A 22,883-nucleotide genomic window follows, 5' to 3' on the forward strand; every position below is an offset into this window, starting at 1 on the left:
CGGTAAGCGGCACGGGTGTGCCTTCCCGACTGACGTTGGCGCGTCGGCCTCACCTCGAAACCGTCATCGGATGATCCGGAAAGGTACCCCCTTCCCGGCAGATCCATAGGTTTTTGCTTGAAACCACCACCCACTCATCCAGGAAGATACGAAAGTGCGATCTCAATAGCGTCCTCCACCGAGCCGACTTCTCTCCTTGAGTCGCGTGAGTTCGTGGACTCGACTCGGAACCTCCCGTCGGCGAGCGGAGCGATCCAGATCTCCCCCGCCCTCCTCTCCAGATGGTCGAGGGCAAGGCGAATCGTTCCGTGACTGACATAGGGAAACAACATCCGCAGCCGATCCGCCCGGTGAACCGCCTGCAATACGTTGGCCTGCTGCCGGAATGCTGCATCGCCGAGGAGATGATCCCACTGGACCGATACCGGATCACCGCTTTCATACGCCTCGGACAAGCGGCTGTAACTCATGAACGGGAATCGATCGGCCAACCCTCTCAGCGTTACCCCCTGCCGCCAGGAATCGGCCATCTCCACCACGGCGAGAAGATCATTCGTGCCGCCGCTCGCCCAGACGTGCGCGTTTCCTTCAATCGTCACCGAGAACCAGCGCCGCTCGGCGCCGAGCAGCACAGAGATGCGCCCTCGACTCAAGGGTATCTTTGCAGTGATGTATCGGGCGGCCCCGGGCTCGGCATCCACTTTTTCCAGCTCAATACAGTTATCCCTTGCGAGTTGACGTATCGCGGACGCAAGACCGCCGAGCTGTGTCAGATCCGGATACAACTCGGCATCCAGATATTCGGAAGGGTCCGCAGCGGGGAAATCCATGCCGTCCGTCATTCGAGCCACACCCTCAGGTTTCAGAGCCCTCTCCCAGTGATTCTAACGTGAAGAGCAGGTCCAGCTCGCACGGACGGGAGCTGGACCTGCGACCCCGAGGTCAGGAGAAGGGGAAGTCGGGCAGTCTTCCGAAGGAGCTCCAGTCCGGCTCGGGAATTTTTACGACCTCGCCGGCGCCATCATAGAATCTCACTGAACTCCATGTGCGTCGTCCGTTCGCCACCGCTCTGGCGATCCAGCCCATCTCTTGCTCGGTCGCTCGAGGCGCCATGCCTCCGGCTTTGCCGAGTCCGCGCATCGCCATTTCGTTGAAGCCGCCACCAAAATCTTTCATATTGACGTGCAGAGTCTTGCCGCCGTCTGCGATCGCACGTTGCACCGGCGCTACCCATTCATCTGGCCCGAGGTCCAGGAAATGGGTGAATCCTCTGTCTTCGGCGAATTCTTTTGTTCCTGCATCCCTGTATCCCAGAGCCACATCTCCGCAGTTGTGAACGAGAACCGTCGCGTCACCGGCGGCTACGTAGAAGGAGTGGAAGTCTGCGACCGTGAGGTCGTGCGCGGTGGGGTGGCCGTGCTTTGTGCTGACTCCGAGTACATCAACCGTGGCGCCGCCGGGCGTACGGAGGTGATCAGCCGGTGTCAGGTGGTCGGCGCGGACCCACTGGTGGTCCTCGGCGTCCCAGAACAGGTGGTGTTCGGTGGCGAGGATGACGCCGGTCTCGTCGCCCTTCTTGCCATCCGTGTCGACCGTGATCTGGACGACATTGAGGTAGCCGATGCCCGAGAAGGCGGCCAGCACGAGCTTCGGCGCGGTCCTACCCGTGAGGGGGTCGGTTGCGAGGACCTTTTCGCCGGGCTTGATCTTCTCGATGGCCTTGAATGTGCCGTCGGCGAGCTGGACCTTCGTGCCGGCGACGAAGCTGTTACAGCTTCCACGAGATCCGGACGACGCTTGCGGGCGTCCGGCCTTGCTTCCGCCGGCTCTGGCGGCAGCGCCGTCCGCTCCGGCCGCGTCTTCGGCGGCGCCGCCCATCTTGCCCAGCGCGGATCTCGCCTTGCCGGCCGCCTTGGCTATCGCACCCGTGACGGCCTTGCCGGCCGCCGTGCTCGCGACCTTGCCGAGTACCGCCGATGCGGCCTTGCCGAGGAATCCGCCCGCTGCGCCTGTGACGGCTCCTACCGCCGCCGCGTGGAAGGCGCCGCCCATGCTCCACTGGTCGCGTGGGGTGGAGACCAGGTAGCCCGCGAGGTTGCCGGCGGCTCCGCCGGCCGCGGCGCAGCCGATGCTTCCGGCTCCGGCCGTCGCCGCCTCGCATCCGATCGTGACGACGACCGTGACGGTGACGTTGACGATGGTGGCCTTGTGCTGGTTCCAGAAGTTCTGGGCCTTGCAGCCGAAGTCCCAGGTGCCGCAGTGTCGCGGGCCGGACGGCGGGGGCGGCGAGGAGCCGGCACCCGGGCTGCTGGGAGCACTGTTGTTCTTGCCACCGCTGCTCGGCTTGCACTTGTTGGCGTACAGGCAGTCGGTGTCGCCCGTCAGCGGGCCGTCGAGGCCGGTCGGGTCGCTGATGTTGACCGGGTTGTTGTCGGAGTAGCCGTAACCGTTCCAGCTCTGCGGATCGCTCGCGTTGAACACCGGGTCGACGGAGATGAAGCGACCGGTTTCGGCGTCGTACTCGCGGGCGCCGAGGTGGGTGAGGGACGTCGCCTCGTCGATGGTGCCGCCGACGAAGCCCTTCTGGCCGGGCCAGGACGACGGCGGTGAGCCGCGGAGCTGGCCGAACGGGGTGAAGTACCGGCGTAACGGGGTCTGGGTGTCGTCGTCGCTGACCGAGGCGTCGGTGGTGCCGTGGTTGTCGGAGGCGAGCCAGGTGACGCCCTTGCTGGTGCGGGCGGCGACGATCTGCCCGCCGTGGGAGTAGTAGCGGGTCGCCGTCTTGGCGCCGCTCTTGGTGTCGAGCCGGATCTCCATCCCGGCGACGTACAGCGTCGTGGACGTGGGATCGCGGCGGATCAGCCGCTCGCCGTTGGCGTCGTAGAGGAAGGTGCTGACGCCGGACGGGTCGGTGGACTTGGCGAGGTGCCCCTCGACGTCCCACTCCAGCGCCCGGCCGGAGCCGCGCTCGGTGGTGTTGCCGGCGGGGTCGTAGCCATAGCTGTCGATCTGCCCGTCGCGGGTGCCGCCCTTGTACTCGACCGAGGTCAGGGTGTGGGGCTGCGGCTTGCCGGCCCCGGCGTAGGTGTAGGTCTTCGTGACGTCACCGGACGCCTGGTGGTCGACCTCCTTGGTACGGTTGCCGGCGATGTCGTACGAGAAGGACTGCCAGTACGGCGCCGGTCCGCCGACGACGCTCTGTGAGGGGTCCGAGGCGCAGTCGTCGGTGGCCGTCCATGCTTCGGCCAGGCGCTGCAGGTAGTCCTGGCGGAAGCACTGCACGTCGGGCGTCTGGCCGGACGGGCTGTCGGCGATCTTGGTGATGTTCCCCGACTGGTCGTAGGTGTAGGTGGTGTCCGCGACCGAGATCGGCGACGTCTCGCGCTCGTACAGGGAGCGGGTGAGCCGGCCGGTGCCCTCGTCGTAGAAGTTGGTCTCCTTCACCCGCTTGCCGCCGGTCGACATCATCATGTCGAGCAGCTGGCCGACCTTGGAGTACGAGGTGGAGGTGACGTAGCTGGTCAGTCCCCGCATGGTGGTGGGGTTGCCGAGCTCGTCGTAGTCGTAGAGGAGTGTCTCCTTCAGCAGGCCGCCGGCCGCGGGCAGCACGGTGCGGTGGACGGTGCCGTCGAGGTTGTAGTCGGTGCTGGTCTCGTAGGTGCCGGTGAGCCCTCCCTCGGCGGCCGGGATGGTGGTCTTGGTGCCGAGGGTCCGGTAGGCGTCGTCGAAGCCGGTGACCGCCGTGGTGTAGGCGTCCATCGCCCCGGTGGTGGCGTTCTTGACGTACCGGGTGGAGGCGGTCGGCTGGCCGTCCACGACGGTGCCGTCGGCCAGCTTGTCGTAGGTCCACTCGGCGAGCTTGGTGCCACTGGCCGAGGTGCCCTCGTACTCGGCGCTCTTGCGGCCGAGCGCGTCGTAGCTGAAGAAGATGCTCTTGCCGCGCGCGTCGGTCGTCGTCAGCAGGCGGTCGGTCTTGTCGTCGTAGGTGAGCTTCGCGGTGCCCTTGTCGGGGTCGTCGAGCTGGGAGAGCCGGCCGCGCAGGTCGTAGTGGTAGGTCCAGGTGGTGCCCGCCGCGTCCTTGATCGTCGCAGGCTGCCCGGTCGGCGTGTAGGTGTAGGTGACGGCGTCGTAGTCGCCGGTCGGGCCGTCGCCCTTGTACTGACGGAGCTCGACCAGCCGGCCGTCGGCATCGGTGATCTTCGTGATGGGCGTGGATCCGGCGGGCGGGTCGACGCTGACGCGGTCGCCGCCGTACGTCGTGGTGGTGCGCCACTGCTCGCTGCCGCGCTTGCGGAAGATCTGCGCGGTCGGCCACTCCATGCCGTTGAAGACCGTGACGTTCTGTCCGGGGACGTCGTCGTCACTGGCCGGAGTCCAGAGCGTGCTGCCCGGGTCACCTTCGGCGTAGTAGTCCTCGTTGGTCTTGTGGACCAGGCCACGCGTGTCGTAGAGGGTGTCGTCCACGACCCGGCCGCCGCCCGGCGCGGGCTGCTGGGTCTGGCGGGGACGCAGCATGCCGTCGTAGAGGGCGTAGCCGGTGGTGTAGTGGACGCCGTCGTTGCGAAGCGTCGAGGTGGACACCGTGGTCGAGCCGCCGGTGCGGATCTGGTAGCCGAACTTCATGTTCGGGGCGGACGGGTACGTTGACTGGGCGTGTCCCGGCAGCCAGACTCCGGTGAGCCGGCCGAGAGGGTCGTAGGTCAGGTCGGTGCGCTTCTGGTTGACGTCGATGGTGGCCGTCGGGACGCCCCACGCGGGCTCCACCTCGGTCCTGGTGACGTGGCCCGCCGCGTTGGTGACCTCGGTGCCGGTGACGGGGCCGGTCGCCGGGGTGTACTTGGTGGTGGTCCTGCCGCCCGAGGCGTCGGTGACGATCTGCGGCCTGCCGTACACGTCGAAGGTGGTGGTGCCGACGGTGACGTACTGCGGTCCGCCGTTCCACGATCCGAGCTTCTCGGTCTTGCTGACGTCGCCCCTGGTGGGCGCGGCGCCGTAGGCCTGGTTGTCGTAGTACTTGCGCACGTCGGAGGCCACGTCGTCCGGCCGGTCAGGCGTGACGGCGCAGGCCTTGGTGACCGTCTCGACGCGCGAGACGTACGAGATCATCCACTTGGCGGCGTTGCGGGCGTACTCGGTGCGGGTGCACTGGTCGTCGCTCGCGGTCGACTCGTCGCCGAGGTCGTCGACCTGGGTGGGCAGGCCGTCGGCGTTGTAGTCGGTGTCGGTGGTGGTGTACCGCCAGCCGCCGGAGGCCAGCGCCGTGCGGGTGCGCACCTTGTCCACCTCGACCAGGTGCGCGGTGGTCGTGGCCCACGAGCGCACGCGCTTGGCGGTCTGCCTGGTCCAGTAGCCGGTGATGGTGCCGCTCATGGCGGGTCCACCGGGCCCGTCGTAGTGGATCTCCTCGCGGACGCGTCCCTGCAGGGGCTCGGCGTCGGGCACCGCCGCACCCTCGGAGTCGGTGACCTGGACATCCTTCGTACCGCCGCCGGACTTCTCGTCCCCGTCCATGCCGCGGAAGTAGGTGTACTCCGACTGCGAGCGCTGCTCGGGGGCCTCGCCGTGGACGACCCGCACCTTGCCGTAGCCGCGCCACTGCGACCAGGTCTTGTACTTCTCCTTGGTCAGTCCGTCGTCGTCGTCGTGGTGCCAGGCGCCGCCGCCGAGGTACTCGTAGCCGGTCACCTCGTCGGGCGCGCCGCCCGTGCGGTCGATGGCGCGCACCTGCGTGACGACGTATTTGTGGAACCAGTCCAGCTTCGGGCTGGTCGCCCCCTCCGGTGACCAGTACTGGGGGTAGCAGCGGCGGGTGTTGGAGTCGGGTTCGGGCGTGTCGCCGGCCTTGCAGTCCGGGTCGGAGTAGGCGATGGACAGGGAGCCGCCGGTCTCGTTGTCGATGGCGGAGATGCGCCACTTGGTGAGCGGCGGCCGTCCTTCGAGGGCGTCGACACGGTTGGGCTTCTGGACGCCCGCGAAGTGCACCGACGGCAGCGACGCCGTACCGTTCACGTTGCCCTTGTGCTGGATGCCTTCGAGCCAGACCGTCGCGGCCGTCCCGTCGCCCGGGTCACGCATCTTCTGCTGGAGCGTCCAGGTGTCGACGTCCTTGTACGTGCTGCCCGACGCCAGGACCTGGGTGGTCACGGAGGCGAGCCGCTTGCGCGTCCAGAAGGTCGGCGAGTACTTGTCGATGCACTTCTCGCCGGAGTCGCAGTTCTGGTCGTAGGGGACGTCGGGCCAGTACTTGGCGTTGTCCTTGGTGAACTTGGTCTCGGCGCAGTCGAAGCTCGAGGTCGGGTCGCAGCGCTCCTTGGCGTCGAACACGACCCGCGCGGGCGCGGAGGAGGAGAAGATCGCCTCCGAGCGCTGGCCGTAGTCGATGCGCTTGAGGTAGCCGCCCCGGTCGTACACCGTCGGGGTGCCGTTCGGCACGCCGTCGGTGATGGTGGTGACGTCGCGGCGGTAGTAGTTGGTCTCCTTGCCGTACCAGAACGTGCTGACCGTGCCGTGCGGGTCCACGACGTAGTCGAGGTTCCACCGCCACGCCTGCTGACACCAGGAGTCGGCGAAGGTGTCCTTGTGGCAGGGCTCGCCGGAGTCGTCGCCGAAGACCGGGACGGTCCAGGTGGAGTTGGTCTCCGCCTTGCCGCTCGCCCAGCCGGGCAGGTGGTTCTGGCCGAAGAAGTACTGCGTGCCGTCGGGAGTGGTGACCCGCCAGTACTCGCCGTCGTTGTCGCCGTTGTCGGCGCCGGACAGCTTCTCGACCTTGGTGCCGTCGTCGTCCTTGGGCTGCCAGGTGCCGGTGGCGTCGTCCAGGACCAGCTCGGTGGCCTGGCCGTTGAGGGACATGGTGGCGTTGCTGTAGCGCCAGCACTGGTCGTTGCGCTTGGGTGTGACGTCGTCGTCGGCGCACTGCTTGTAGCGGCGCTCGATGAAGCCGGGCCAGTAGTCGAAGCCCTCGCCGATCCAGGAGGCCTGGTTGTTGGTGGCGACCGTGCGGCCGTCGATGCCGCCGGAGGAGTAGACGAAGGCGACGTTGGGGGTGGGGCCGCCCGGGGTCGGGGGCAGGCGCAGCGGATAGGACCAGGAGAAGGCGCCGCTCTGGTTGCTCACGTTCCAGGTGGCCGAGGGCGACAGGGAGGTCGCCTCGTACGTGCCCGCGGAGCCGGACGGCCCCGCCTCTGCCGCCAGGGTGGTCGCGCCGGCGGCGGCCAGGTCGACGTCGGCGACCAGGCGCCCGGTCTTCACGTCGTTGCTGGTGGGCAGCGGCGTCCGGGCCTGGCATTGCGGCAGGTCGGGCGTGGTGGCCGCGCACGCGGGGAGCCGGACCAGGCGCAGACGGGACGCCCAGTCGCCGCCGTAGGCGTACCGGAAGCCCGAATAGTCCACCTCGACCGCGGCGCGGTGCGACGCGTCGCCCGACGTCCCCTGGGGAGTCAGCTGGATGCCGAGCCCGGTGATGCGCGACCGCTCGGCCGTCCGCGCGTCCAGCACCCGCACCTGGACGTCCGGCACCACGGCCGCGGAGGACGGTTTCCCGGACGAGGACGCCGACGGGGTACCGGACGGTTTCACCGTCGCGTTCCCGGAGGTGGCGGCCTCGCCGGAGGTGGACGACGGCGGGCCGACCCAGACGGGGAGGCTCCCCGCCCGGACCTTCGGCGGCCGCCCCGCCAGGGACTTGTCCGCGGCGGCGCTCGCCTGCGCCGGCCGCGCCACCGCCGTACCCGGAGGTGGCCAGGTCACGGCGGGGGCGCCCTTGAGGTCGAACGCCGCCCCCGGATCCGGCGGGGCGGGACGGGCCTTGCTCTGATGACCGGGTACAGGATGCTGGTCCTGTGCCTGGTGCCACGCCGGGTCGCCGGAGGCCTGGGCCTCCGGCAACGGGACGGCCAGCGTGGCGGGCACCACGACCGCCAGCAGTCCGGCGATCCGAACCCAGCCTCGCCAGGAAGCGAGCACGACTTACCTCCGGATGAACGTCGGTGCAGAGGGGGGCGGAAAAGCGGCTTGCTCAGCCGTCCAGCGGCTGACCCATGGCGAGGTTGACGATCTGCCGGTCGGTGAGAGTCCCGGCGTAGGTCTGGACGTCGTCCACGTCGCCGGTGAAGTAGTCGACGACGTCGCCCTTGTACTTCGCGCGGCCGATCTGCAGCGGGCCGCCGGCGTTCCAGGCCGTCGCGAAGGGCCGCACGTCGGCGAGCTGGCCGTTGACGTACAGCCGGAGCTCCTTGGCGACCTCGTCGTACACGCCGGCCAGGTGGGTCCAGGTGTTCAGCGACATGCAGTCGACCACGTCGACCGACTTGGTCTGCGTCATCACCTCGGTGCCGGCGTCCTCGCTCGTCGTGGCGAACGACCAGTGGTAGACCTTCTGCCCGTTGTCGAGGAACCAGCGGTAGCCGAGGTAGAAGCCGCTGAACTTGTCGCCGTCCTGGCTGACCATGGTCATGTTCTGGCCCGGCACGGCGCAGCTGTCGTCGCCGGTCAGGCGCACCCGGGCCGTCACCGTGTAGCCGTGGTCGGTCCGAAGGGGAGGGGACGCGGTGGTCGCGTACGCCGTGGTGCCGTTGAGGCTCAGCACATTCGAGCCGTCGAAGCCGTCGCCGGACCAGCCCGCGTTCCCCTTGAGCGTCGCGGTCCTGGCGTAGCCGGAGGAGTCGGCCGCGGTGGTGCCCGTCCCCTCGTCGAACATCCAGCGGCCGAGCTGGGCGGGCGGCTGCTTGGCCATGGCGGCGATCTCGTTGCCGAGTGCCGAGTCGTTCACGGTGCGGGGGTCGTCGGACAGGATCCGGTCCCAGACCTTCACCTCGTCGATGTCGCCGGCGAAGTTCTCCTGGAAGGTCCCGTTGGCCTTGACCCGTCCGACCTGCAGCGGGCCGGTGGCGTCCCAGGGCGTGTAGGTGTAGGCGGCGGGGGTGGACTGGCGGATGCCGTTCACGTAGAGGCGGAGCTGCCTGGCCGGGGCGTCGTAGACGCCCACCAGGTGGGTCCACACGCCGACCTGCGGTTCGGCGTCGCTGAAGGCCCGGGCGATCGCGGGGTTGTCCTTGTCCGCGTCGTACTTGTTGAAGATCCAGCGCTTGTAGCCCCAGGAGTAGTACAGCTGGAAGCCGGCGCCCCGGTTGCCGGCCTGGCTCACCACCGTGGAGTTCTTGGAGTTGTCGTTCAGCCGCACCCACGCGGAGACCGACATGCCCCTGTCGGTGTGCACCACGGGCTCGCTGGTCGTGCCGTAGCCGGTGGCGCCGTCGAGGTGCAGCGCGCCCTTCACCCGCCCGCCCGTCCAGCCGGTGGTACCGGCCAGCGTCACCGGGTGCGGGCTCTCGGCCGAGTCGGCGGCTGTGGCGCCGGACGTCTCGTCCAGGTGCCATTGGCCGATCGCGTCCTTACCGGCCTTGACGTAGAAGGTGTAGACGGCGGGGGTCTTGCCCACGTTGCCCGCCGTGTCGACGGGGTAGACGTACAGCGTGTTCAGCCAGTCATGACGCGGCGCGACCCGCACGGTCACCGAGGTCTGCCCGGCGGGGACGCTCACCTGGGTCGCGGCCGTGGCGAGGCCGGGATCGTCGAGCGCGTACCTGAAGCGCGTCACGTCGCTCTCGCCGTCACCAGGGGCGAGGGTGAACCCGCCGGCCGAGCCGACGCCGCCCTTCCAGTCGTCCGGCGTGCCCGCCGGATAGTCGGGCGAGGTGACCTTGGGGAGCTTCGCCGGGTCGACCGTGTCGACCGTGAACTCGCACCACGCGCTCCACGCGCTGGCGTCGGTGCCGTCGAAGGCCCGCACTCTGTACGAGTAGGTCTCGTTCGTGGCCAGTGCGGACAGCGTGATCTCGTGGTCGGTGGCCGTGGTCGTGTACTTGTAGGCCGTCTTGCCGCCTCCGGGCAGTGAGGAGGTGACGCTCTCCCACGCGCCGGTGGAGGCGTTGTAGCGGTTCATCATGAACTCGGCGCGCACGCCGTCGTTCGCCTTGTCCGGGTCGTAGATCTTCGCCTTGAGCTTGATCGGGTTCTGGGCGTCCCCGGCGTTCACGGACGGGCGGCCGGCGCCCGTGACGCACGGCGTGCCCGGGTAGGTGCCGACTCCGGACGGCGCGGCGGGCGGGGTGTTGTAGTCGATCACAAGCTTCGGCGAGCCGCTGAAGCCCTTCCAGCCCCACACGCTGCCCGCGTCGTCGTTGTAGTCCCGCAGCCCGAAGGTGGTGTTCGACCAGCCGTTCCTGGCGGCTTTGACGATCGCGCTGGTGACGTCGAACTCGATGCCCTTGTCGGGGCAGGAGGAGCTGTAGCCGGCGTCGGAGGCGACGCTGTCCAGGTGATCGGCCCAGGACGGCTGGTGGCTCCAGGTCGTGGACGTGGAGATCCCGCCGGTCAGCCAGATCTGCGCCGCCTGCGGGTCGTCGGTGCACCCCCATGACTTGTTCTGGGTCATCCGGAACGTGGCCTTCAGGATGTGCTTGCCGTTGACGTTGTCGGAGTCCATCCGGAAGAACGACCGCTTCACCCCGCCGCCGTAGTACCCGATCTCGGGGGCGTGGCTGGAATCCCAGTACGACTCGGACGGATATGACTTGTCGACGTAGGTCCAGTGCAGCTTCGATCCTGACCACTGGGGATCGATGTAGACCGGGTAGGTGGTGTCGGGAGCGCTCAGCAGGCTCCGGTCCGGCGTGAGCGCGATCTGGTTCCGGGCCACCTCGACGCCCATGACGGCCTGCCGCGCCTCGCGTTCCGGGCCTGTGGCCAGGGACGGGCGGGCGGCGGAACCGGAGGAGTCCCACATGCGCGGCGCCGGCGCGTGGAACATCTCGATTCCCTGGTCGTTGACCGCGCTCAGCCCGCCGGTCGCCGTCCTGCGCACCGTGAGACCGTTCGCCCGCATGCCGAAGACGATCTTGGCCAGCGCGGGGTCGGCCGCCGCCTCCTTGTTCTTGACCACCAGCACCTCGGAGAAGCCGAGCACCGACGCGGTGACCCTCAGATCGACACCCGGAAGCACCTCGCCGTACGTCGCGGTGCTCCCGTTGAGCACCGGTTTCGGCAGGTTTCCCGGCCAGCTCATCTCGACAGAGCGTCCGGCCTCCCCCAGCCGGGCCAGCGGGGCCGTCCCGCCGCCGGAGAACGCCAGCTCCAGCGGGGTGGCCACGGTCTTCACACTTCCGTCCGGCGCGAGGGCCAGGGTGGTGTCGACGTCGGCCCAGCCGTCTCCTCTGCGCACCCGCTCGGGCAGGGCCGAGGTCTCCGAGGTGAGCGAGCCGTCGGGGTTGGCGAACACCTGGCGGTTCTCCGTACGCAGGGACAGCGCCTCCACCCGCTGCCTACCGCGGTGGGCCTGCTGCAGCGCCTCCTGCTCCGTCTGCGCCGGTGGATCGCCGGTGACCGCCGCAGCCGCGGTGTCCCCGCCAAGGACACCACCGGCCACGAGTGGACCGGCCAGTAACGACATGACCGCGGCAAGGGACAACCCGCGGGGGGAACGGGGCATCAAGCCTCCAGGGCGTCTGCGTGATCGCGTGTTCGTGGAGTACTCGTCGGTTCCCGCCGCGTTTGCGAGGGCGCCTGCCGCCCTCATGCACGCACGTCACGTCCCCGAGAGTGCTGATGATCTCGATACGCGACCATTTTCGGCATGAGCCAATGAGGGGGCAATTGTTTGCATCTGGATGCAAATGCCCTGGTAGCGGCCACGCCCCGCAGTCCGATGCCGCACTGCCGGCGGCTCACGGGTGCGCCTGGGGTGCAGGGCACGGTGCGGATGTCCGCGACTGTTCCTGGCTATTTGCATGCAGATGCAAAGGCTGTTGATCGGCCGCTGTTTCCGGCAGGCTGCCTTTCATCGGTCCACAGGCGAATGCGAACGAACACATCCAGGTGCAGAAACAGGTCTGCAACACCGAAAAGGAGGCTGGTCATGACCAGGAGATCGCGTCTGTCACGGGGGCTTGTCACGGTGGCTGTGGCGGCGGCCACCGCCACGTCCGTTCTTTCACCGGCGCCCGCCATGGCGGCGAAGTCGGGCTGCTCGGTCGTGCCGTTCACCCCCAGCGTGAAAAGCCACTACAGCGTCGTGGCCACCAACTCCGCGAGCTGTAAGGGCCGGGTGCGTAACGTTCGTGTCGGCGTGAAGCTGTATCAGTTCAAATCGGGGTGGTACGTGGCGGACAAGAAGTCCGTCTCCTGGGGGACCGTGGCCGTCTCGCGGACCGGTTACGTTCAGAAATGGATACATCCCGTCCCGGAGAGGATCTGCTACAAGTACATGACATATGCCTGGGCGACCTGGACCTACGCGGACGGGAATCCCGGCGCGGCGGGCCTCTATTCCGCCACCAAGAAATTGTCGCCGAGCCGTTCCTGTTAGGCAGACGACTCCCCTGCCCCGGGTGGCGGCGTCATGCGCCCCGCGTACGGTGAACCGGGACGCGAGCCGATCCGTGTAGGAGGAGAGGGCCGCCTACACGGGGGGAGGTTCTCGATGGGCGGGAGCAGCCGCCGGCGGGGGCCGGCGAGGCTCGCGGCGGCCGCGGCCGCGGTGCTGCTGGGGCTGGCGGGATGCGGCGGGAGCCACGCGTGGTCCGCCGCCCCGTCCCGGTCGCCGGTGCCCGCCACGGCCGCCGCCGAGGTCACCACGGTGGACGTGACCATGGACGACTTCTCCTTCACCCTGCCCCGGCACGACCTGACGTCCGGCTCCTACACGTTCAGGCTGAGCAACGAGGGTGAGTCGCCGCACGCCATGGCGATCGCCGGCCCCGGCATCAGCGGCGCGAGGCGGTCGGCGACGATCACACCCGGGCAGCGGACGTTCCTCACCGTCACCCTCCGGCCGGGGCGCTACGAGGTGTGGTGCCCGGTGGACGACCACCGGGCCCTGGGCATGGACACCGCCTTCGACGTCCGCTGACACGTCACCCGGCCGGGTCGTCACCCGGCCGGGTCGTCACACGAGCGGGTCGTCACACGAGCGGGGCCAGCCAGGCGGTCGTGTCGGGCGGCAGCGCTCCCCCCGCCACGGACCCGCTGGCCAGCAGGACCTCGCCCGGCGGGAGCGGAACCGGGACCGGGCCCAGGTTCGACACGCACACCAGGCCCGAGTCGCGCCGGAAGGCCAGCACGTCCTCGCCCAGCGGCAGCCAGGTCAGCGTGCCGTCGCCGAGCAGGTCACGGCGCAGGCGCAGCGCCGTGCGGTAGAGGGTGAGCATCGAGTCCAGGTCGGCGAGCTGCGCCTGCGCCGTGAGCTTGCGCCAGCTCTCCGGCTGCGGCAGCCAGGGCGGGGCGGACGGGTCAGGCCCGCCGAAGCCGAACGGCGGCTCCTCCCCCGACCAGGGCAGCGGCACGCGGCAGCCGTCCCGGCCGGGGTTGGCGCCGCCCGACCTGGCGAACATGGGGTCCTGCCGCGCCTCGTCGGGCAGGTCCTCCACCTCCGGGAGGCCGAGCTCCTCGCCCTGGTAGACGTAGACGCCTCCGGGCAGCGCCATCGCCAGCAGCGCCGCCGCCCTGGCCCGGCGCCGCCCCATCTCCAGGTCCGTGGGGCTGCCGTGCAGCCGGCCGCCGTGCTGGAAGCCCGTGTCGGCCCGGCCGTACCGGGTCACGGGGCGGGTGACGTCGTGGTTGGACAGCACCCACGTCGGCGGGGCGCCGATCGGCACGTGCGTGGCCAGCGTCAGGTCGATCACCCGGCGCAGCTCCGCCGGGTCCCAGGGACAGGACAGGAAGTCGAAGTTGAAGGCCGTGTGCAGCTCGTCGGGCCGCAGGTAACGGGCGAAGCGCTCCTGGTCGGGCAGCCACACCTCGCCGATCAGCACCCGCTCGCCGTACTCGTCGGCGATCCGGCGCCAGCGCCGGTACACCTCGTGCACGCCGTCCAGGTCCTCGTACGCGTCGTCCGACTTGTACAGCAGCGCGGCCGAGTCGACGCGGACGCCGTCCACGCCCCGGTCGAACCAGAAGCGCAGCACGTCCTCGAACTCCTGGTGCACCTCCGGATTGTCCCAGTTGAAGTCCGGCTGCTCCGGGGCGAACAGGTGCAGGTACCACTGCCCGTCGGCCACCCGCGTCCACGCCGGCCCGCCGAAGATCGACGACCAGCCGTTCGGCTCGTCCCGGAACCAGAACCGGTCCCTGGTCCGGGGGTCGGCCAGCGCCTCCTGGAACCAGGCGCTGGCGGTGGAGCCGTGGTTCGGCACGACGTCGATGATGACCCTGATCCCGTGCTCGTGGGCCTCGGCGACGAACGCCTCCGCCTCGGCCAGGGTGCCGAAGACCGGCTCGATGTCCCGGTAGTCGGCCACGTCGTAGCCGCCGTCGGCCATCGGCGACGGGTACCACGGGTTCAGCCAGAGGGCGTCGACACCGAGGTCCTTGAGGTATCCCAGGCGGGAGCGCAGCCCGGCCAGGTCCCCGCAGCCGTCACCGTTGCCGTCGGCGAAGCTGCGCAGGTACACCTGGTAGATCGCGGCCCCCCGCCACCACGTTCGCGACATGCTCATCCTTTGATGCTTCCGGCGGTCAGGCCCGCCATGATGTGCCGTTGGAAGAAGAAGAACACGATGATCGTCGGGACACTCGCGATGACGAGCCCGGCCATGATCGCGTTCTGTGACACCGCTCCGGCCGTCTGCGACAGACCGACGCTGACGGTCATCCTGTCGCTCTCGGTCATGACCAGCAGCGGCCAGACGAAATCCTTGAACGAGGCGACGATCGTGAAGATGGAGACCACGCCGAGAATCGGCCGCGACACCGGCAGCACCACGGACCACAGCACCCGCAGCGGCCCGGCGCCGTCGATGCGCGCCGCCTCGATCAGCTCCCTCGGTATGGAGTCGAAGAAGCGCTTGAGCAGGAAGATGTTGAACCCGTTGGCCGCCGCGGGCAGCCACAGACCCCACGGGTCGTTGAGCAGCCCGAGGTCGGCGACCGTGACGTACAGCGGGATCAGCACCACCATGGGCGGGACCATGAGCGTCGCCAGCATGGCGCCCAGCACCACGTTGCCGAACGCCGGGCGCAGCTTCGACAGCGCGTAGGCCGCGCAGACGTCCACCGCCATCGAGAACAGCCATCCGCCCAGCGCGTAGAACGCGGTGTTGCGCAGCAGCAGCCCGATGTCGAACAGCTCCCACGCCTCGGCGAAGGCGTCCAGCGTGGGCGCCTCCGGCACCGCGGTGGGCGGCATCCGGGCGAGCTCCTCGCCGGTCTTCATCGCGCCCGTGACCATCCAGTACAGCGGGAAGACGAACGCGAGCGTGGAGCCGGCCAGCACCGTGAGCAGGACGGCCCAGTAGACGCGCCGCCCCCATCGGCTGTTGAGCTGCTGCGGCGAGACGATGGTCCGGAAGCGCACCTCGATCGGCCTGGGCCGGTTCCGCCCGCGCGCCCGGCCCGCGGCGGTGCGGGCGCCGATGGAGATCATGCGCTCTCCCCCCGGTCGTCACGGGTGAGCCGGAGCTGGAAGGCCGCGAAGATGAGCAGCGCCAGCATGAGCATCATGCCCAGCGCGCCGGCCTGGCCGTAGCCGTCGCCGTAGGTGAACGCGAACTGGTACATCAGGTAGGCGACGGTGACCGTGGAGTTCTCCGGGCCGCCGCCGGTCAGCATGTACGGCTCGATGAAGACCTGCGTGGTGGCCACGATCTGCAGCATCAGCATGAGCAGCAGGATGAGCCGGGTCTGCGGGATCGTGACATGCCTGATCCGGGCGAGGATGCCGGCCCCGTCCAGCTCGGCCGCCTCGTACAGCTCGGGCGGGATGTTCTGCAGGGCCGCCAGGTAGATGAGCGTGGCGCTGCCCATGTTCATCCACGTCGAGACGAGCACGAGGGAGATCAGGGCGGTGGAGGAGGAGTCCAGCCAGGCCAGCGGGGGCAGGTGGACGAGGTCGAGGAGCTGGTTGAACAGCCCGGGGCCCGGGTCGTAGAACCACCTGAACAGCAGCACCGCCACGATCGGCGGCAGCATGACCGGCAGGTAGACGACGAACCGCAGGTAGCCCCGGGCGTGACGGAGCTCGTTGAGCACCAGCGCGGTGACGAACGGCACGGCGTAGCCGCAGACCAGCGCGAGCACCGTGAACTGCACGGTGTTGAGCCAGGCCGTGCCGAACGCCGGGTCCTGGAAGACCGCCCGGAAGTTGTCCAGGCCCACCCAGGTGGGCGGATCGACCAGGTTGGTCCGCTGAAAGCTCAGCACGAACTCCCTGACCATGGGGTACCAGGCGAACACCGCGAAGCAGGCCAGCGCCGCGCACAGGAACCCGTAGGCCGTGAGGTTGCGTCTCAGGACTCCCACGCGGGTCAGCCCTTGGCGGCCAGCAGCGCGTTGGCCTTGGCCTCCGCGTCGGCGAGCAGCTTGCCGGGGTCGGCCTCGCGGCGGCTGAGCACTCCGGACATGACCACGTCGAGGATCGCGTACAGCTCCTGGGCGTGGGCGGGCTCGGCCTTGGGCGGCACGGAGGAGGCGGCGGCCACGTACGGCGCGTAGTTGGCGACCGGCAGGGTGGCGTTCTTCTCCCGGTCGGCCTGGATGGCCTTGCCGGTGGGCGAGGCGCCGTAGACGTCGTTGTCGGGCACGCCGACGGGGTTGCCGAGGGTCTTGCCGCGGGCGAAGTCGAAGCGTCCCTTGCCGACGGTGTTGTAGCGGAAGTCGAGCCACTGCAGGGCGGCCTTGGCCTGCTCGGGGGTGGCCTTGGGGTTGATCATGAACGCCTCGCCGCCGCTGAGCGACGCCTTGGCCTCGGGGAAGCCGGTGATGCCGTAGTCGGCGACGTTGCCCTTGAACTTGTTGACGACGTCGGTGACCACGTCGGGGGCGCCGAGCATCATGCCGACCTTGCCGCTGCCCATCGCCATCATCAGCGACTCCCAGCCGACCAGCAGCCGGCTGCCCATGCTGTCGTCGGTCCAGCGCATGTCGTGCAGGGTCTGCAGGACGGCGCGGCCCTCGGGCGAGTTGAACGCGGCCTTCTTGCCGTCGTCGGTGAGGACGGCGCCGCCGCGGCCGTAGAGGGCCTGGGTGAAGTGCCAGCCGCCGGTGTTGCCGCCGGAGTACTCGCCGTAGCCGACGTAGCCGGGGCCCAGGCCGGCGATCTTCTTGGCGGCCTCGCGGATCTCGGCCCAGGTGGCGGGCGGCTTGTCCGGGTCCAGCCCGGCCTGGGTGAACAGCTTGCGGTTGTAGACGAGGCCGACGCTGTAGTGGACGTTGGGGACGCCGTACACCTTGCCGTCCTTGGTCACCAGCTCGCGGACGTCGGCGCGCAGGTCGTTCCAGTTCCTGATCAGGCCCGTGTACGGGGAGACGTCCAGCGCCTGGCCCTTGCCGATGACGTCGGCGTAGTTGGTCACCGGCACCACGAAGGCGGTCTCCATCTGGCCGCCCGCCAGCTTCGGCCCGAACGTCTTGGGGTCGAAGCACGGCTGCTGGTCGGTGCTCCTCACCGTCACGCCCGGGTGCGCCTTCATGAACGCGGCGATGTCGTCGTCCCAGGCGGCGCGCTCCTTGGGCGCGGACTTCGCGGGCTGGCAGGCGACCGTGATCGTCACCGGCGCGGCGCCGCCGGGGCCGGGCTCGGCGGGCTCTGCGCCGCCGCACGCCGCGACCGAGAGGGTGAGCGCGGTGGCCAGTAAGAGTGCTGCCGATTTCTGCCCGGGGAATGTCTGCATGGGTTCGACCCTTCTGGTGCGAGGTGCCCACACCATAGGATCGCCGACCGTGCACTGCAATATCTCGACGGACTATTGCAAGATAACGACTCCATCACGCACGTACGCGTGCCGTGGACGCCCGGACCACCAGCTCCGGCTCGTACAGCAGCTCGTCGGCGGGCACCACGGCCTTGTCGATCTGCGCGACCAGCAGGTCAACGGCCGCCCGTCCCATGGCGTCGATCGGCTGGCGCACGGTGGTGAGCGGCGGGTCGGTGCAGTTCATCAGCGCCGAGTCGTCGAAGCCGATGACCGAGACGTCGGCGGGCACGGACATCCCGGCGCGCCGCACCGCCCGGACCGCGCCCAGCGCCAGCAGGTCGCTGGCGCAGATCACGCCGGTCACGCCGCGCGCCACCAGCCGGGCGGCCGCCGCGTGGCCGCCCTCCAGCGAGAACATCGTGTGCTCCACCAGCGCCGGGTCGCCGCCGCCCGCCTGGAAGGTGTCCAGCTTGCGGCGCGACGGGACGTGGTCCTTCGGGCCCAGCAGCAGGCCGACGCGCTCGTGGCCGAGCGCCCGCAGGTGGGCCAGGGCGATCTCGGCGGCCACCACGTCGTCGCAGGACACCTGCGGGAAGTCCAGCCGCTCCACGGCCGCGTTCACCAGGACCGTGGGCAGCTTGCGCTCGTGCAGCAGCTCGTAGTGCCCGTGCGCGGCGTCGGCCTGGGCGTACAGGCCGCCGGCGAAGACCACGCCGCTGACCTGCTGCTGGAGCAGCAGGTCGACGTAGTCGGCCTCGGAGACGCCGCCGACCGTCCTGGTGCAGAGCACGGAGGTGAACCCCTGCTGGGCCAGCGCCCCGCCCACGACCTCGGCGAAGGCCGGGAAGATCGGGTTCTGCAGCTCCGGCAGCACCAGCCCCACCAGGCGGGCCCGGTCGCCGCGCAACTGGGTGGGCCGCTCGTAGCCGAGCACGTCGAGCGCGGTCAGCACGGCCTCCCGGGTGGCGCCGGACACCCCGGGCTTGCCGTTGAGCACGCGGCTCACGGTCGCCTCGCTCACCCCGACCTTCTTGGCCACGTCTGCCAGTCGTCGCGTCATGCGCAAACTATACGGCGGATCACGCAAGTATTTGCAAGCGCTTACGTAGACCCGACATGCCTCTGGAACGTCCGGGCACATGTGGGCGGGGCGCGAAGCCGTCCGGGTCAGGGGCCGCAGGCCACCGTCAGGTCGGCCGTCCCGAACACCAGCTCGTCGGTGTTGTACCAGGTCGCCGCGCCCATGCTGCCCGACACGGTGGTCCCGTAGGAGGTGAACCAGTACGAGTGATTCTCGATGGCCTCCAGGGCCGTCGGGTAGTTGGCCGGGCAGGTGACCTGGAGGTTGCCGTACGAGTGGCCGTTGACGTAGATGCTCTGCTTGAACTGCGGCCTCGGCAGCCCGGCGGGCTTCACGTTCGAGCACGTCAGCGTCAGCGTGACCGTGACCACCACGGGCCCGAACTTGCTCTCCTCGGCGTACGTCTGCGAGTTGTGGAAGTTGACCTTCGCCGCCTGCGCACTGCCGTCCGGGATGGACTGCCAGAAGTCGTCGTAGTGGCCGTACGACAGGTCCTCCTGGTTCCCGGTCTTGGTGGTGGCGCTGGTGCCCTTGATGTACGGCATGGTCGAGGGGCACTTGACCAGCACGTACGTCTTGCCCTGGGCACGCGCCGAGGAGAAGCTCGACACAGTACCCGTCACTTCTCCGGTGTCCGCGGCGAGGCCGTTCGCGGCGTGCGCCGGAGCGGAGAGCCCCAGGAGCCCCGCGGCCGTCAGCACGGCGGCCACTCCCGAGCGTGCGTGGTTCGACATCATTCCGATTCCTTCCTCCGTGACGGTCGCGCCCCGGGGATCCGGTGGCGCGGAGGGAGCACGGTCGACGTCCGGGGGTATCGGGGGTCACCGTCCCTTCCGGGCGTCTCGCTCCCCTCACGGTAGGAAGGCGGGCTTGGGGCCCACTTGGTCCGGGCTTGGGCCGCACTGGCCGGCGCGGGACCGGCCGGTGCGGCGCCGGTCAGTCGGCCTCGACGGGTACGGACGTCACGCCGGCCACGCCGGTGGCGGGGCGGCGCCAGGGGCCGTTGAAGAAGAAGACGGCCGGGATGAACAGGACGAGACAGCCAAGGCAGACCAGCAGCCACGTCTGCCAGCTCGTCGCCTCGACCACGCGCGGGATGACCAGCAGGCCGACGACCGCGATGGCCTTGGTGAGGAAGCCGAACAGCCCCCACGCGGTCCCCTGGAGCCTGGGGTCCACGTCCTCCGCGTCCTCGGAGTAGTTGGCCATCCAGGGCGCGTAGGCCACGCCGAGCGAGCCGCCGAGCAGCGCCCCGGCGATCATCAGCGTGCCGGTCGGCACGTCGCCGCCGCCGAGGGCGTGGGCCAGGTAGGCGGTGACGAGGACCGCCGCGACCGTCCCGCCGAGCGCGAAGGGCTTGCGCGTCCGGGTGCGGTCGGAGACGCGCCCGAAGACGATCAGCGTGAGGAGGTTGAGGCTCCAGAAGGCGGCCATGACCGTGGACGCCTGGGCGGCGCTCATGCCCAGGGAGTCGACCAGCATGACCTGGCCGAACAGAGTGAGCGTGAGGAACAGCACCAGCCACAGCGAGATGCCGACGACGTGGGCCCAGATGGCGCGGTCCGCGAACAGCGACCGCACCCGGGACGGCCGGCTGAGGTCGACGACGTGGGCCGCGTCGTGCTCGGAGTGCTGGATGCGGGCGCGCAGCTCGGGCGAGAGGTCGGCGATGTTGAAGGCGATCACCAGGGAGATCACCAGCGAGAAGCAGCCCATGATGACGAACTGCGAGCGCCAGGAGTCGCCGAAGACGGGCAGCGTCCAGCCCGCCACGGCGGAGGCGAGCAGGTTCGCCCCGACGGGGCCCCAGGACCAGAAGCCGAACGCCTGCGCCCGGCCCAGGCGGGGGGAGAAGTCGCGGACCAGTGGCGCCGTGCTCGCCATGGCGACGCCGTCGACGAAGGCCAGCGCGATCCTGGCGATCAGCAGGTCACGGGGGCTCTGCACCAGCGTCATCGCGAAGCAGCAGAGGGCGGTCACCAACATGAGCGGCACCAGCAGCCGCACGCGGCCGACCCGGTCGGTCAGCCTGCCGCCCAGGGCCGACGCGAGGGCCCCGGAGACGGCCGCGGCGCCGGACACGGCCCCGTACGTGGCGAGCGACATGTCGAGGTCCTTCAGCAGCAGCGGGACCACTGGAGCGATCTGCGCCTCGTAGGAACCGATGAGGACGGCCAAGACCGCCATGGTGAGGATCTTCATGCGGCGGGCGCCGGTGGGGTACTCGTCGAGCTCGCGTACGGAGAACAGGCCCATGAACACGCCTTTCTGGTGGGATGTCCCCTCGCCCATGAGTTCTAGAAGCAAGCTCTAGAATTCATTTCCACGAATGGTCCGTCGCCGCACGCCTCCCGTCAAGGGGCTGTGAGCCCTCGCCAATTTTAGATGTACGTTCTAGAATCTGCTTCTGGCACTTCTCTCTCACGAGCAGGAGCACGATGACCGCCTCACGCAAACCCGTCCCCAAGCCGACGCCGGAGACCCAGCCGTTCTGGGACGGAACGGCCAGGGGCGAGCTGCGGGTCCAGCGCTGCCGCGGCTGCTCGCGGCACTACTTCTATCCACGGCCGGCCTGCCCGCACTGCGGCTCCGGCGACGTCGCATGGGTGACCACCGGCGGCCGGGCCACGCTGGTGTCCTACGTGATCAACCACCGGCCGGCACCCGGCTTCGAGGACGACGGGCCGTACGCCATCGCCCTCGTCGAGCTGGAGGAGGGCGTCAGGATGATGACCAACATCGTCGGCGTGGAGATCACTCCGGAGAACCTGCCCCTCGGCATGGAGCTGCGCGTGGTGTTCGAGCAGCGCGGCGACATGGCGGTCCCGCTGTTCCAGCCGGCCGGAGCCGCCCGATGAACATCGTGATCGCGGGGGCGGCCGAGACCGACGAGGTCGGCAGGCTGCCCGCCCACTCCACCCTGGCGCTCCACCTGGAGGCCGCGCGCAACGCCCTCGCCGACGCCGGCATGACCAAGGACGACATCGACGGCGTCGCCACCGTCGGCGTGCCGGGCCCCGTGCAGATCGCCCACGCCCTCGGCATCACCCCGGCCTGGCTCGACGGCACGGGCGTGGGCGGGTCGTCGTTCCTCTTCCACGTACGGCACGCCGCCGCGGCCATCCGGGCCGGCCAGTGCCACACGGTGCTGATCACGCACGGCGAGTCGGGCCGCTCCCGGGTGGGCGCCGGATACCCGGCGCTGGGCCGGGACTCGCTGATGGGCCAGTTCGAGCTGCCGTACGGCGTGTCCGGCCCGTCCACGGCGTTCACGCTGACCGCGCTGCGGTACATGAAGGAGACCGGGCTACGCACGAGCAGCTCGCCGAGGTCGCCGTCGCGCAGCGGCGCTGGGCGCACCTCAACCCGCGCGCCATGTACCGCGACCTGGTCACGGTCGAGGACGTGCTCGCCTCGCGGCTGGTCGCCTACCCGTTCCATCTGCTGGAGTGCTGCCTGGTCACCGACGGGGGCGGCGCGCTGGTCGTCACCTCCGAGGAGCGCGCCCGCAGGCGGCCGGTCCACCTGCTCGGCTCCGGAGAGTCGGCCGATTCGCCGATCGTCTCCCAGATGGAGGACCTCACCACCTCCAAGGGCTTCCGCCTGTCGGGGGAGGCGGCGTTCGCCGAGGCGGGCGTCTCCCACGGCGACGTCGACCACCTCATGATCTACGACGCGTTCGCCCACGTCCCCATCTACGGCCTGGAGGACCTCGGCTTCCTCAAGCGCGGCGAGGCGGGCGCGTTCATCGCCGAGGGCCACACGTCGCCGGGCGGGCGGCTGCCGCTCAACACCAACGGCGGCGGGCTGTCCTACACCCATACCGGGATGTACGGCATGTTCGCCATCCAGGAGTCGGTGCGCCAGCTTCGCGGGGAGGCCGCGGCGCAGGTGCCCGGCGCCGAGGTGAGCGTGGTGCTCGGCAACGGCGGCATGTTCGCCTCGGCCGCGACCCTGGTGCTGGCCAACCGGCTGCCGTGACGGCGGCGTCCTCGCGAGGGTCCGGCCGCGGCGACAGCCGGACCCTCGCGCGAGCCGGGCGGGGGGGGGGGGCGGGGCCCCCGCCCCCCCCCGGGGGGGCCGGGGCCCCCCGGGCACGAGCCCCCCCGCACCCCCGC

14 protein-coding genes are annotated in these 22,883 nt (G+C 69.7%); 4 read left to right on the plus strand and 10 right to left on the minus strand.

What is annotated here, in order from left to right; translation table 11 throughout:
- Positions 1 to 134 precede the first annotated feature (134 nt).
- From ACIBG4_RS37385 to ACIBG4_RS37395, 3 genes are all read right to left on the minus strand, one after another.
- On the minus strand, positions 135 to 842 hold the full coding sequence (locus ACIBG4_RS37385) for a DUF6193 family natural product biosynthesis protein (RefSeq protein WP_397206648.1): 708 nt from the start codon (positions 840 to 842) through the stop codon (positions 135 to 137).
- Positions 843 to 942: 100 nt separating this feature from the next.
- Positions 943 to 7,962, minus strand: a complete 7,020-nt coding sequence (locus tag ACIBG4_RS37390) for an RHS repeat-associated core domain-containing protein (RefSeq protein WP_397206650.1) — start codon at positions 7,960 to 7,962, stop codon at positions 943 to 945.
- 52 nt (positions 7,963 to 8,014) lie between these two features.
- Positions 8,015 to 11,485 carry a LamG-like jellyroll fold domain-containing protein gene (locus ACIBG4_RS37395; protein ID WP_397206652.1) on the minus strand — a complete coding sequence of 1,157 codons (3,471 nt, stop codon included), beginning with the start codon at positions 11,483 to 11,485 and terminating at the stop codon, positions 8,015 to 8,017.
- 426 nt (positions 11,486 to 11,911) lie between these two features.
- On the opposite strand from ACIBG4_RS37395, the gene ACIBG4_RS37400 reads away from it, so the two are divergent.
- A complete protein-coding gene (locus ACIBG4_RS37400; protein WP_310713736.1) occupies positions 11,912 to 12,361 on the plus strand; it encodes a hypothetical protein in 450 nt (149 codons plus the stop codon).
- A 114-nt stretch (positions 12,362 to 12,475) separates the two neighbouring features.
- Complete coding sequence (locus ACIBG4_RS37405) at positions 12,476 to 12,904, plus strand: cupredoxin domain-containing protein (RefSeq protein WP_397206654.1); 429 nt, start codon at positions 12,476 to 12,478, stop codon at positions 12,902 to 12,904.
- A gap of 52 nt (positions 12,905 to 12,956) precedes the next feature.
- Here the strand turns inward: ACIBG4_RS37405 and ACIBG4_RS37410 are convergent, their stop codons facing one another.
- The 7 genes from ACIBG4_RS37410 to ACIBG4_RS37440 form a co-directional block, all read right to left on the minus strand.
- Positions 12,957 to 14,483 (minus strand): glycoside hydrolase family 13 protein, encoded by a 1,527-nt coding sequence (locus tag ACIBG4_RS37410; protein ID WP_397206656.1) that lies wholly within the window; start codon positions 14,481 to 14,483, stop codon positions 12,957 to 12,959.
- A gap of 2 nt (positions 14,484 to 14,485) precedes the next feature.
- A complete protein-coding gene (locus tag ACIBG4_RS37415; RefSeq protein ID WP_397206658.1) occupies positions 14,486 to 15,415 on the minus strand; it encodes a carbohydrate ABC transporter permease in 930 nt (309 codons plus the stop codon).
- Positions 15,412 to 16,290 carry a carbohydrate ABC transporter permease gene (locus tag ACIBG4_RS37420; RefSeq protein ID WP_397206660.1) on the minus strand — a complete coding sequence of 293 codons (879 nt, stop codon included), beginning with the start codon at positions 16,288 to 16,290 and terminating at the stop codon, positions 15,412 to 15,414. Before ACIBG4_RS37420 ends, ACIBG4_RS37415 begins: the two co-directional genes overlap by 4 nt.
- A gap of 5 nt (positions 16,291 to 16,295) precedes the next feature.
- Positions 16,296 to 17,660, minus strand: a complete 1,365-nt coding sequence (locus ACIBG4_RS37425) for an ABC transporter substrate-binding protein (RefSeq protein ID WP_397206661.1) — start codon at positions 17,658 to 17,660, stop codon at positions 16,296 to 16,298.
- 94 nt (positions 17,661 to 17,754) lie between these two features.
- Positions 17,755 to 18,744 (minus strand): LacI family DNA-binding transcriptional regulator, encoded by a 990-nt coding sequence (locus tag ACIBG4_RS37430; protein ID WP_397206662.1) that lies wholly within the window; start codon positions 18,742 to 18,744, stop codon positions 17,755 to 17,757.
- Between the two features lie 107 nt (positions 18,745 to 18,851).
- Positions 18,852 to 19,502, minus strand: a complete 651-nt coding sequence (locus ACIBG4_RS37435) for a hypothetical protein (protein ID WP_397206663.1) — start codon at positions 19,500 to 19,502, stop codon at positions 18,852 to 18,854.
- Positions 19,503 to 19,701: 199 nt separating this feature from the next.
- Positions 19,702 to 21,072, minus strand: coding sequence for an MFS transporter (locus ACIBG4_RS37440; RefSeq protein ID WP_397206665.1), 1,371 nt, complete (start codon positions 21,070 to 21,072; stop codon positions 19,702 to 19,704).
- A gap of 131 nt (positions 21,073 to 21,203) precedes the next feature.
- On the opposite strand from ACIBG4_RS37440, the gene ACIBG4_RS37445 reads away from it, so the two are divergent.
- Positions 21,204 to 21,623 carry a Zn-ribbon domain-containing OB-fold protein gene (locus tag ACIBG4_RS37445; protein WP_397206667.1) on the plus strand — a complete coding sequence of 140 codons (420 nt, stop codon included), beginning with the start codon at positions 21,204 to 21,206 and terminating at the stop codon, positions 21,621 to 21,623.
- A 517-nt stretch (positions 21,624 to 22,140) separates the two neighbouring features.
- Positions 22,141 to 22,746 carry a thiolase C-terminal domain-containing protein gene (locus tag ACIBG4_RS37450; RefSeq protein ID WP_397206669.1) on the plus strand — a complete coding sequence of 202 codons (606 nt, stop codon included), beginning with the start codon at positions 22,141 to 22,143 and terminating at the stop codon, positions 22,744 to 22,746.
- The last annotated feature ends 137 nt before the right edge of the window (positions 22,747 to 22,883 follow it).

It is taken from the genome of Nonomuraea sp. NPDC050383, from assembly GCF_044459125.1.
GTDB lineage: Bacteria > Actinomycetota > Actinomycetes > Streptosporangiales > Streptosporangiaceae > Nonomuraea.